The organism is Corallococcus macrosporus DSM 14697 (assembly GCF_002305895.1).
GTDB lineage: Bacteria > Myxococcota > Myxococcia > Myxococcales > Myxococcaceae > Myxococcus > Myxococcus macrosporus.
In genome coordinates this window covers 4,282,197-4,294,439 of record NZ_CP022203.1, presented here as the reverse complement: position 1 = coordinate 4,294,439, position 12,243 = coordinate 4,282,197, and the positions used below count along the sequence as shown (strand labels likewise).

Below are 12,243 nucleotides of genomic sequence, written 5' to 3'. Positions count from 1 at the left end.
GCGCAGCATAAGCTATGAGCGCCCACATTCCGGTTCTCATCCTCGCGGAAGGAACTCCTGGCGTGAACCTGCTCATCCTGCTGCTGCGCAGGTCCCGTGGATTCGTGGCACTCGCCGTGTGCTTCGGGCTGATGACGGGCGCCGCGAGCGCCGGGCTCATCGCGTACATCAATGACGTCCTGGCCAGGGGTGGCGGGCTCGCGGACCGGGGGAGCCTCCTCGGCTTCGCCACACTGGGAGTGCTCATGCTAGGCGCCCGCGTCGGCTCCCAGTTGCTGCTGACGCGGCTGCAGACGAACACCACGTTCGCGCTGAGAGATCAGCTCAGCCAGCGCATCCTCGCGACGCCGCTGCGCCGGCTGGAGGAGCTGGGCACCCCGCGCCTGCTGGCGACGCTCATCGACGACGTCCAGGCCGTCACGCAGGGGCTGCTGTGCGTTCCGCCGCTGCTCATCAACGGCGGCATCATCCTGGGCTGCATGACGTACCTGGCCGTCATGTCGCGGATGGTGTTCGCGGCGCTGCTCGTCTTCGCGCTGCTGGGCGCCGTCAGCTACCTGCTGCCCCTGCGGCACATCATGGGACTGCTGCGCGACTCACGGCAGACGAATGACCGCTTCTTCGGCGACCTGCGCTCGCTCACGCAGGGCCTGAAGGAGCTGAAGCTGCACGAAGGCCGGCGCAAGGCCTTCCTCCTCCAGGAGCTGTTCCCCACCGCCCAGACGCTCAAGCAGCTCCAGCAGCGCGTCTCCTCCCTTCACGCCCTGACGACGAGCTGGGGCATGAGCCTGTTCTTCTTCTTCATCGGCCTGCTGCTGTTCGCGCTGCCGGGCTTCACCCACGTGCCCGCGACCACGCTGGTGGGGTACACGCTGGCCGTCCTCTACCTCCAGCAGCCGCTGGATGCGTCCATGACGTTGCTGCCCATGCTGGGCGCGGGCACGGTGGCGCTGCGCCACATCGAGGCGCTGGCGCTGGTCCCCGCGGAGTCCGGGCCGCTCGCCACCACGCCGCTGGCGCCGCCCGTCGCGCCCGCCCGGATCGACCTGGTGGGCGTCACGCACGCCTACCGCCGCGACAGCGAGGACCTCCCCTTCACGCTCGGCCCCATCGACCTGACGCTGCGCCCGGGAGAAATCCTCTTCATCGTCGGCGGCAACGGCAGCGGCAAGACGACGCTGGCCAAGCTCATCACCGGCCTCTACGCGCCGGAGTCCGGCGCGGTGCACGTCAACGGACAGCCGGTGACGGACGAGACGCGGGAGCTCTACCGCCAGCACTTCGCGACGGTGTTCTCCGACTTCCACCTGTTCGACTCGCTGCTGGGCCTGGCCGAGGGAGGCCGGGCCGACAAGGTCCGCGCCTACCTCACGAGGCTCCAGTTGGAGCGCAAGGTCCGCATCGACGCGCACGGCGCCCTCTCCACCACGGACCTGTCCACGGGCCAGCGCAAGCGCCTGGCGCTGCTGACGGCCTATCTGGAGGACCGCCCCGTGTACCTCTTCGACGAGTGGGCCGCGGACCAGGACCCCTTGTTCAAGGAGGTCTTCTACCGGGAGCTGCTCCCGGACCTGAAGGCCGCGGGCAAGGCCGTGGTCGTCATCAGCCACGACGACCGGTACTTCGACGTCGCGGACCACCTCCTCCGCCTGGAGTCTGGCGCCATCAGCGCCGCCCCCTCCCACCGGGAGACCGAAGCCTCCGCGTGAAACGCCTTCCCAGACACACCCGTGAAACATCCGCTTTACAGGCACTCTGAGACAGAGTGAATTGGCGCGGATAATGTCACACGTGGCGGGGACGCAAGGCGGGGCGATGTTCTCCGAGGAAATCAAGGGACTGCACGGTGAGCTGTCCGCCGCGGCGGTGGCGTTCCTGAAGTTCGCGGAGCGGACACCGGAGGTGTTCGCGCGTCACCGGTTCCACAAGTTCGAAGAATCACCGCTGATGTATTACGAGCTGCACCGGTGGCCGGTGCTCATCGACTCGCGCCGGGACGGGCTGCTGGCGTCGCTTTCGGTGGAGCTCAGCCGGCTCGTCAAGCGCGGCCCCCGGCTGCTGCTGGGCGGCGACCCCCAGCGCATCGCCGACTTCTACGGCGTCACGCAGGAGCGGGCCCGCGTGGCGGTGGAGGCCCTGGCCCTCACGGAGGATGCGCGCGGCGGGCTGAGCCGCGGGGACTTCATCGACTCGGCGGAGGGCCTCAAGTGCCTGGAGGTCAACATGATGGCGGGCCTGGGCGGCTGGGAGACCGCGCTCAAGGCCCAGGTCGTGATGGACCAGCCCGTGCTCCAGCGCTTCGTCCAGGAGCAGGGCTTGCGCGTCCAGCTCCAGGACACGCTGCGCGCCTTCCTGACGCACGTCATCGAAGACGTCCGGCGCACGGTCGCCTGGGAGGGTGAATGCAACCTGGCCGTGCTCTTCCCAGACGACGAGCCGCCGGACCCCACGGGCAGCGAGATGGCGAGCCTGCTGCTCAACAGCACCTTCAGCGAGCTGCTCGGCGCCCAGGGCGCCCGGGGCGAGGTGCTCATCGGCACCTACGGCGAGGTCCAGGACTCAGAGGGAGCGGCCTTCACCATGCGCGGCCGGCGGCTGCACGCCGTGCAGGAGCATGACGCCCGGGACAGGCTGGAGGTGGTGGGCCCCGCTTTCGACGCCCGCGCCCGGGCCGCTGTCGCCGCGCGCACGCTGTGCCTCTACAACGGCCCCGCCCAGGAGCTGCTGGACGACAAGCTCAACATCGCGCTGCTGTCGGAGAACGCGGCGTCCCCGGCGCTGACCGCCGAGGAGCGGGCGCTCATCCGCCAGCACATCCCCTGGACGCGGCGCGTGCGGCGCGTCCACACCCCACGCGGCGGCGCCGACGTCTGGCTCCCCGACGAGCTCATCGCGGACAAGCGCGATGGACTGGTGCTGAAGGCGGGCCGCGCCTATGGCGGCAAGTCCGTGCTCATTGGCCGCGGGACGACCGCGGAGGCCTGGGACGCGGCCGTCCAGGAGGCGCTGGAGCACGGCGGCTGGATCGTCCAGGAGCGCGTCGAGCCGCGCCCCTACCACTTCATGCGGGACGACGGCACCGTGGGCCCCCACATCCTCATCTGGGGCGCCTTCGTCTTCGGCGAGCGCTATGGCGGGACCATGGTGCGCATGAACCCCACCGGGCAGGGCAAGGACGTGGTCAACGCGACACAGGGCGCGCTGATGTGCGCGCTCGTCGTCGTCGAGTAGCTTTCTCAATTTTCAAGTATATTCAAATAAATCCCATTTGTCGCAGATGACCGCGCTACTGTAGTCTTTGTCACCCCATTGAAACGCGGACACGCGACGACTCGGCCCGTCTCGCAGCGGCCCCGACAGCGTTGCCTGCCCGAAAAAGGAACGCTCGCCGTGAAGCTCAGTGTCCTCGACCATTCCATCGTCGTCCGCGGCAGCCAGCCACGTGAGGCCTTCCAGAACACGGTGGAGCTGGCCCGGGCGGCCGAGCAGCTCGGGTATCACCGCTTCTGGCTCGCCGAGCACCACGGCTCCGGACACTTCGCGGGCGTTGCGCCTGAAATCCTGGTCGCGCACGTGGCGGCGGCCACGTCTCGCATCCGCGTGGGCACCGGCGGCGTCCTGCTGTCGAACTACAGCCCCTTCAAGGTCGCCGAGGTCTTCCGGTTGCTGGAGACGCTCCACCCGGGCCGTATCGACCTGGGCATTGGCCGGACGTCGGGCAGCACGGACCTGGTGGCCAAGGCCCTGGCCTACGGCACGCCCATGCCCAACGAGGGGTTCCCGACGAAGCTGGAGGACCTGGTCGCCTTCCTGTCGGGCGCGAAGCCCGCGACGGCGGAGTTCGAGAAGCTGAGCCTGAAGACCATGGCGCCGGGCATGCCGCAGGTCTGGGCGCTGGGCTCCGGTGAGCAGAGCGCGGCGCTGGCGGCGCGGATGGGCCTGTCCTTCTGCTTCGCCCACTTCTTCAACCCCGTCCACGGCGCTCCGGTGACGCGGGGATACCGCGAGCACTTCAAGCCGTCCCAGGTGCAGGCGGCGCCCCGCTCCGCGGTCAGCGTCTACGTCATCTGTGCCCCGACCGAGCAGGAGGCCCGGCGAATAGCGCGCAGCAGCGACCTGCTCACCATCAACACCCGCCGGGGCCGCCCCGAGGAGCCCATCCCCTCCATCGAGGAGGCGGAGGCCTACCCCTATACGCCCGAGGACCTGGCGACGCTCGAGTTCGACCGCAAGCGCGTCGTGTGTGGCGCACCGGACCAGGTGAAGGAACGGCTGATGGCCATGGCCGCCGAATTCCAGGCGGACGAGCTCCTCATCACCACCATCATCCACGACCACCGCGCCCGGCTCCGCTCGTACGAGCTGCTCGCGGACGCGTTCGCCCTCGCGCGCTGAGCCGGCGCTCCGCCCCGCTCGGCGACCCGACGACACCATGGCGCCCCAGGTGAGCGGGCGCCGGGGTGCGTGTGTGTATCGCGGAGCCCGCCGTCCCAACCTCTCTTCACTTCCTGGACGTGAGTTCGTCGACAGCCATGAGCGATGCCGATCTGAATGAAGGCGACGAGCTGGCCATTGCCATCGTCGGAATGGCGGGCCGCTTCCCCGGCGCTCCGGACGTGGAGCGCTACTGGCGCAACCTCTGCGAGGGCGTGGAGGGCATCCGCTTCTTCACCGACGACGAGCTGAGGGCGCGCGGCGTCCCCGAGGAGCGCCTGCGTCAGCCGGGCTTCGTGCGCGCCGGCGCGGTGCTGGACCAGGTGGAGGCCTTCGACGCGGGCTTCTTCGGCTATTCGCCGCGCGAGGCGGCGTTGATGGACCCGCAGCACCGCATCTTCCTGGAGTGCGCGTGGGAGGCCATCGAGCGCGCGGGCCACGGGTTGGACACGGAGTCGCGCTCGGTGGGCGTCTTCGCGGGCACCAGCCTGAGCACGTACCTGCTCTTCAACCTGCGCACGCACCCGGAGCTGCTCGAGTCGAGCGACAGCTTCCAGGTGATGATTGGCAACGACAAGGACTTCCTCGCCACCCGGCTGGCGTACCACCTGGACCTCAAGGGCCCCAGCCTGGACGTCCAGACGGGCTGCTCCACGTCGCTGGTGGCCACGCACCTGGCCTGTCAGGCGCTGATGGGCTTCCAGTGTGACGTGGCCATCGCGGGGGGCGTGTCCGTGGACGTGCCCCAGCGCACCGGCTACGTGCACCAGCCCGGCGGCATCGCGTCCCCGGACGGGCACTGCCGTCCCTTCGACGCGCAGGCGCAGGGCACCCTCTTCGGCAGCGGCGTGGGCGTGGTGGTGCTCAAGCGGCTGGATGACGCGCTCGCGGACGGCAGCCACATCCACGCCGTCATCCGCGCCTCCGCCATCAACAACGACGGCGCCTCCAAGCTGGGCTACACCGCCCCCAGCGCCGAGGGGCAGGCGGAGGTCATCGCCCGCACCCACGCCCTGGCGGGCGTGACGCCGGACACCGTGGGCTACGTGGAGACGCACGGCACCGGCACCCTGCTGGGAGACCCGGTGGAGGTCTCCGCGCTGACCAGCGCGTTCCGGGCCGGCACCGAGGCCACCAGCTTCTGCGCGCTCGGCTCGGTGAAGTCGAACATCGGCCACCTGGACGCGGCGGCGGGCGTGGCCGGCCTCATCAAGGCGGCCCTGGCGGTGGAGCACGGCTGCATCCCGCCCACCCTCCACCTCCAGACGCCCAACCCGAACATCGACTGGGCCCGGAGCCCCTTCTTCGTGAATGCCACGCTGAAGGAGTGGAAGCCCCACGGCCACCGGCGCCGCGCGGGCGTGAGCTCCTTCGGCATTGGCGGCACCAACGCCCACGCGCTCCTGGAGGCGCCTCCCGCTCCGGCCCCCTCCGGTCCATCCCGGCCGTGGCAGTTGCTGGTCCTCTCCGCGAAGCAGCCGGCGGCGCTGGAGGTGATGACGCAGAACCTGGCCGCCCACCTGGAGGCGCACCCGGAGCAGTCCCTGGCGGACGCGGCCTACACCCTCCAGCTCGGCCGCAAGGCCTTCCCGCACCGGCGCGTGGTCGTCTGTGAGAGCCACGAGGACGGCGCCGAGGTGCTGTCCGCCGCCAGCTCGGACCGCGTCTTCACGGACCTGGCGAAGGACGGCGGGCGGCCCGTCGTGTTCCTCTTCCCCGGAGGCGGCGCCCAGCACCTGCGCATGGGGCAGGAGCTGTATGAGAAGGAGCCCGCCTTCCGCGAGGCCTTCGACGCATGCGCCGCCCTCTTCCAGCGCCGCGGCGGACCGTCGCTCCGCGCGGTGCTGTACCCGGCCGGTGACGCGGACGCGGGCGCGCCGCTGCCCCGCCCCTCCGTGGGCCTGCCCGCGCTCTTCACCGTGGAGTACGCGCTGGCGAAGCTGTGGGAGTCCTGGGGCGTCCGGCCCGAGGCGATGATTGGCCACAGCATGGGCGAGTACGTGGCCGCCTGCCTCGCGGGCGTCTTCACGCTGGAGGACGCGCTGGCGCTGGTGGCCGAGCGCGGCCGCCTCTTCGAGCAGCTCCCCTCCGGCGCCATGGTGAGCGTGGCCCTGTCCGAGCAGGAGCTGCTGCCGATGCTCGGCGAGCGCCTGTCCCTGGCCGCCGTCAACGGACCGACCCAGTGCGTGGTGGCCGGTGACACCGCGTCGGTGGACGCGCTCGCCGCCGACCTGGCCGCCCGTGGCATCGAGCACCGGCGCGTGCACATCGACGTGGCGGCGCACTCGCACCTCATCGACTCCATCCTGCCGGCGTTCGCCGCGTTCGTGGGGCGGCTGAAGCTCCAGACGCCGACCCAGCGCTTCGTGTCCGGCGTGACGGGGACGTGGGTGACCGAGGAGGAGGCCACCGACCCCAGGTACTGGGTGCGGCACCTGCGGCAGACGGTGCGCTTCGGCCCCGGGCTGCGGTGCCTGCTGGAGGACCCCTCGCGCGTGCTGCTGGAGGTCGGCCCCGGCCGGACGCTGGGTTCGCTCGCGCGCCTGCAAGTGGAGCGCGGCCAGCCCACGGTGGTGCTGACGTCGATGCGGGCGCCTCGCGAGCCGGGCTCCGACCTGCGCTTCGTGCTCACCACGCTGGGCCGGCTCTGGGCGGCGGGCGTGCCCGTGGACTGGCGGCGCCTCCACGGCACGGAGCAGCGCCGGCGCGTGGTGCTGCCCACCTACCCCTTCGAGCGCAAGCGGCACTGGATGGAGCCGAACACGCTGAGCGCCGCGGTCGTCAGTGACGCGGGGCTGGAGCGGCGCAAGGACCCGGCGGACTGGTTCTACCTGCCGTCCTGGAAGCGCACGCTCGCCCCACGCGCTCCGGCCGCGACGCCCCGGCACTGGCTCCTCTTCACGGACGCGAGCGGCGTGGGAGAAGCCCTGGCCGCGCGGCTCGAGGAGGGCGGCGGCCGCGTCACCCGGGTGTCGCCCGGCTCCGACTTCCGGCGCGTGGACGACGGCGGCTTCGAGGTGGACCCGGCCCGCCCGGAGACCTACGCGGCGCTGCTGGCCGCGCTCGCCGACGAGTCGCGGCGGCCCGAGCGCATCGTCCACCTGTGGAGCGTGGATGACGCGGGAGACGGCGTGGCGAGCGTGGAGCACGCCCAGCGCGCCGGCTTCTTCAGCCTGCTCTTCCTGGCGCAGGCGCTGGCGGGCCAGGGCGCGTCCAGCCCCGTCCACCTCACCGTGGTCTCCACCGGCGTGCAGGCCGTCACCGGCCACGAGGTGCTGGCTCCGGAGAAGGCCACGCTGCTCGGCGCCTGCCGCGTGCTGCCCCATGAAGTGCCGGGGCTCTCCTGTCGCTCCATCGACGTGGAGGCGCCGGGCTGTAGCAAGGCGCAGCGGCTCCTGGCGGCGCGGCTGGCGGACGAGCTGAGCGCGGGTTCCTCCAACGGCGCCGTGGCGCTGCGGGGCCCCCACCGCTGGGAGCAGTCGCTGGAGCCGGTGCGCCTCCCCGCTCCCGCGCCGGACGCGCCCTCCCGGCTGCGCCCGCGAGGCACCTACCTCATCACCGGAGGTCTGGGCGGCATCGGCCTGGTGCTGGCGGAGTCGCTGGCGCGGCAGGTCCAGGCGCGGCTGGTGCTGGTCAGCCGCGGCGGCTTGCCGGAGCGCGGTGACTGGGACGCGTGGCTCGCCACCCATGGCGAGCAGGACCGGACGAGCCAGCGGCTGCGGCAGGTGCTCGCGCTGGAGGCCCTGGGCTCCGAGGTCCTGGTGCTCTCCGCGGACGTGGGCGACGCCGAGCAACTGGCGGAGGTGCTGCGCAAGGCGCGTGAGGCCTTCGGCGAGCTCCACGGCGTCATCCACGCCGCCGGCGTGCCCGCGGGCGGACTGGCCCAGCTTCGCACCCAGGCGGCGGTGGAGGACGTCCTGCGGCCCAAGGTGCTGGGCACCTGGTTGCTCCATGCGCTGCTGCGCGACACGCCCCTGGACTTCTTCATGCTCTGCTCGTCCCGCACCGCCTACACGGCGGAGCCCGGGCAGATCGACCACTGCGCCGCGTGCGCCTTCCAGGACGCCTTCGCCCACAAGGCCGCGGTGACGGGCGGCGCGCCCGTCATCTCCCTGGGCTGGGACACCTGGCGCGAGGTGGGCCAGGCGGTGACCACCCAGATGCCCGACGGGGCCAGCGCGATGCGCGACGCGATGCTCGCCCACGCCCTGTCGCCCGCCGAGGGAGTAGACGTCTTCGAGCGCGTCCTCGCGCAGGCGCCCGCGCACGTCGTGGTGTCCACGGAGGACCTGCGGGCGGCCATGGCGCGCAGCGCGTCCTTCCTCCAGGACCTGATGGGCCCCATGGAGACGGACGCCGCGCCCACGGCGGCGCGCGCGGTGCCCACCAACATGGACGAGGCCGAGCGCGAGCTGGCCGACATCTGGCAGCGTTTCCTGGGCGTGGAGAGCGTGTCGCTGCACGAGAACTTCTTCGAGCTGGGTGGGAACTCGCTGATTGGCCTCAAGGTCATCAACGAGGTGAAGCGGCGCTTCGGCAAGGAGCTGCCCGTGGTCGCACTCTTCGAGAACCCCACCCTGAGCGCCATGGCGCGGCTGCTCACCCGTGGGGAGGAAGCAGCGCCGGCCACCACGAGTGACCGGCGAAGCCGCGGAGCCAGGCGCCGGGAGCTCATCCAGCAACGCCGACAGTCGGGACACTGAGTCCGCAGAGGGGGAGGAACGAGCGTGGCCGACAGCAACACGGGCATGGAGATCGCAATCACCGGCATGGCCGGGCGCTTCCCGGGTGCGCGCAGCTTGGAAGAGCTGTGGCGCAACCTGTGCGACGGCGTGGAGTCCATCGAGCCGCTTTCGGATGAAGCGGTGCTGAAGGCGGGCCTGCCTCCGGAGGTGCTGAAGGATCCGCACTTCGTGAAGGTGGCCTCGCGGCTGGAGGACGTGGCGGGCTTCGACGCGGCCTTCTTCGGCTACACCCCGCGCGAGGCGGAGGTGATGGACCCGCAGCAGCGCCTCTTCCTGGAGTGCGCGCTGGAGGCGCTGGAGGACGCGGGCCACGGCGCCCCACCCGCCGAGCTGCTGGTGGGCGTCTTCGGCGGCCAGGCCCTGAGCACGTACCTGTTGCTCAACCTGATGGGCAACGCGGAGCTGATGCGCTCCGCGGACCCGCTCCAGCTCAACCTGGGCAACGCGGGCAGCTTCCTCACCACGCGGGCCGCGTACAAGCTGGACCTGCGCGGCCCCAGCTTCAACGTGGAGAGCGCGTGCTCCACGTCGCTGGTCGCCGTCCACGTCGCCTGCCAGAGCCTGCTCAACCAGGAGTGTGACCTGGCGCTCGCGGGCGGCGTGTCCATCAACCTCCAGATTCAGGGCGGCTACCGCTACGTGGACGGCGGCATCCTGTCGCCGGACGGGCACTGCCGTCCCTTCGATGCGCAGGCGAAGGGCATCGTCTTCGGCAGCGGCGCGGGCGTGGTGGCGCTGCGGCGCCTGGAGGACGCGCTGGCGGATGGCAGCCCCATCTACGCCGTCATCAAGGGCTCCGCGGTGAACAACGACGGCGCCGCGCGCGTGGGCTACACCGCGCCCGGCGTCGAGGGCCAGGCCGCCGTCATCTCCGAGGCGCTGGGCAGCGCGGGCGTCTCCGCCGGGAGCATCGGCTACGTGGAGGCGCACGGCACGGGGACGGCGCTGGGGGACCCCATTGAGGTCCAGGCGCTCATCCGCGCCTTCGGCGACGAGGCGGAGGGACCGCGCACCTGCGCCCTGGGCTCCATCAAGCCCAACGTGGGCCACCTGGACGCGGCGGCGGGCGTGGCAGGCCTCATCAAGACGGCGCTGGCGCTCAAGCACCGCAAGCTGCCGCCCAGCCTCAACTTCGAGACGCCGAACCCCAACATCCCCTGGGACTCCAGCCCCTTCTACGTCAACACGAAGCTGCGCGAGTGGAAGGCGCCCGCCCGGGAGCCCCGGCGCGCGGGCGTGAGCAGCTTCGGCATGGGCGGCACCAACGCCCACGTCATCCTGGAGGAGCCCCCCGCCCGCGCGCCCGTGAAGGCCGCGCGCGCGCACCAGCTCCTGCTCCTGTCGGCGCGCACGCCCACGGCGCTGGCCGCGCAGGCGTCCCGGCTGGAGGAGCACCTGCGCGCCAACAAGGGCCTGGAGCCCGCGGACGTGGCGTACACGCTCCAGGTGGGCCGCCGCCGCCATCCCCACCGCCGCGCCATCGTCTGCCAGGGCCGGGAGGACGCGCTGGCCGCCCTGGGCGACGTCGCGCGGCAGCTCTCCGCCGCCGAGGAGCGCACGGGCCGCCCCACAGTGTTCATGTTCCCCGGCCAGGGCGCGCAGTACGCGGGGATGGCACAGGGGCTCTACGAGCGCGAGCGCACCTTCCGCGCGGACGTGGATGACTGCGCCACCCGGCTCATCCCGCACCTGAAGCAGGACCTGCGCGAGCTCCTCTTCCCCACCGCCCAGCGCGCGGAAGACGCCCAGCGCCAGTTGCAGCAGACGCGGCTGGCCCAGCCGGCCCTCTTCACCATCGAGTACGCGCTGGCGCGGCTGTGGATGTCCTGGGGCGTGAAGCCCGAGGCCATGATTGGCCACAGCATCGGCGAGTACGTGGCCGCGTGCCTCGCGGGCGTCTTCAGCCTGCCGGACGCGCTGGGGCTGGTGGCCGCGCGGGGCCAGCTCATGCAGGAGCTGCCGCCGGGGGCCATGCTCTCCGTCCCGCTGTCGGAGGCGGAGCTGGTGTCGTCGCTGGATGCCCGGCTCTCCGTGGCCGCGGTGAACGCGCCGTCGATGACGGTGGTGGCCGGGCCCGTCGACGCCGTGGACGCGCTGAAGGCACGGCTCGACGCGCGGGGCGTCCAGTCGCGCCGCCTGCACACCTCGCACGCGTTCCACTCCGCGATGATGGAGCCCATCGTCGCGCCCTTCACCGAGCGCCTGCGGCGGATGAAGCTGTCCGCGCCGCAAATCCCCTTCCTCTCCAACGTCACCGGCACCTGGGTGACGGCCGCCGAGGCGAAGGACCCCGGCTACTGGGCCCGCCACCTGCGCCAGCCGGTCCGCTTCGCCGCGGGCCTCTCGCAGCTCCAACCCGCGCAGGTGCTGCTGGAGGTCGGCCCCGGCCGGACGCTGAGCACCTTCGCGTCCCAGCCCGGTGCGCTGCGGCAGCCGCCCACCACGGTGACGTCGCTGCGCCATCCGGACACGAAGCAGGCGGACACGGCCGTGCTGCTCGGCGCGCTGGGGCAGCTCTGGCTGGCTGGCGTGGACGTGGACTGGGAGGCCTTCCGAGGCGAGGAGCAGCGCCTCCGCGTCGGGCTGCCCACCTACCCCTTCGAGCGCAAGCGCTACTGGGTCTCCCCGGACGGGCACCGCGCCTTGGCCGCCGCGCCGTCCGCGGAGCGCGCCCCCGAGGCGCGAGCGCCCGACGAGGCCCCGGCCACGGGCTACTCACGCCCCGCCCTGGCGGTGGCGTACGTGGCCCCGGAGACGGAGGACCAGCAGGTGGTGGCCCGCATCTGGGAGGACGTCCTGGGCGTGCGGCCGGTGGGCCTCCACGACGACTTCTTCGCGCTGGGCGGGCACTCCCTGCTGGCCACCACGGTGGTGGGACGGCTGCGGGACACCTTCGGCTTCACGGTGCCGCTGCAGTCGCTGTTCGAGGCACCGACGGTGGCCCGGCTGGCGGCCCTGGTGGCCGAGCAGCGCAAGCGCCCTGGCCATGAAGACCCGGAGGTGGAGGCCCTGCTGCGGATGCTGGCGGAGCTCGCCGCCAAGGAGGGCGCGGCCAGCCGTTAGC

The 12,243-nt window shown here is 72.0% G+C and carries 5 protein-coding genes; all 5 read left to right on the top strand.

Annotated elements, in window-relative coordinates; translation table 11 throughout:
• The first annotated feature begins 62 nt into the window (after positions 1 to 62).
• Positions 63 to 1,709 (top strand): cyclic peptide export ABC transporter, encoded by a 1,647-nt coding sequence (locus MYMAC_RS17965; protein ID WP_157757511.1) that lies wholly within the window; start codon positions 63 to 65, stop codon positions 1,707 to 1,709.
• Positions 1,710 to 1,791: 82 nt separating this feature from the next.
• Complete coding sequence (locus MYMAC_RS17960; protein WP_239989592.1) at positions 1,792 to 3,231, top strand: hypothetical protein; 1,440 nt, start codon at positions 1,792 to 1,794, stop codon at positions 3,229 to 3,231.
• 159 nt (positions 3,232 to 3,390) lie between these two features.
• A complete protein-coding gene (locus MYMAC_RS17955; RefSeq protein ID WP_095958958.1) occupies positions 3,391 to 4,395 on the top strand; it encodes an LLM class flavin-dependent oxidoreductase in 1,005 nt (334 codons plus the stop codon).
• Positions 4,396 to 4,532: 137 nt separating this feature from the next.
• Positions 4,533 to 9,137 carry a type I polyketide synthase gene (locus tag MYMAC_RS17950; protein ID WP_095958957.1) on the top strand — a complete coding sequence of 1,535 codons (4,605 nt, stop codon included), beginning with the start codon at positions 4,533 to 4,535 and terminating at the stop codon, positions 9,135 to 9,137.
• A 45-nt stretch (positions 9,138 to 9,182) separates the two neighbouring features.
• Positions 9,183 to 12,242 (top strand): type I polyketide synthase, encoded by a 3,060-nt coding sequence (locus MYMAC_RS17945; RefSeq protein WP_095961612.1) that lies wholly within the window; start codon positions 9,183 to 9,185, stop codon positions 12,240 to 12,242.
• Position 12,243: the final 1 nt, after the last annotated feature.

What these genes read in the sequence shown, in the direction of transcription:
- MYMAC_RS17945 (WP_095961612.1), top strand. Translation starts at nt 9,183, where the DNA reads ATGGAGATCGCAATCACCGGCATGGCCGGGCGCTTCCCGGGTGCGCGC.
- MYMAC_RS17950 (WP_095958957.1), top strand. Translation starts at nt 4,533, where the DNA reads ATGAGCGATGCCGATCTGAATGAAGGCGACGAGCTGGCCATTGCCATC.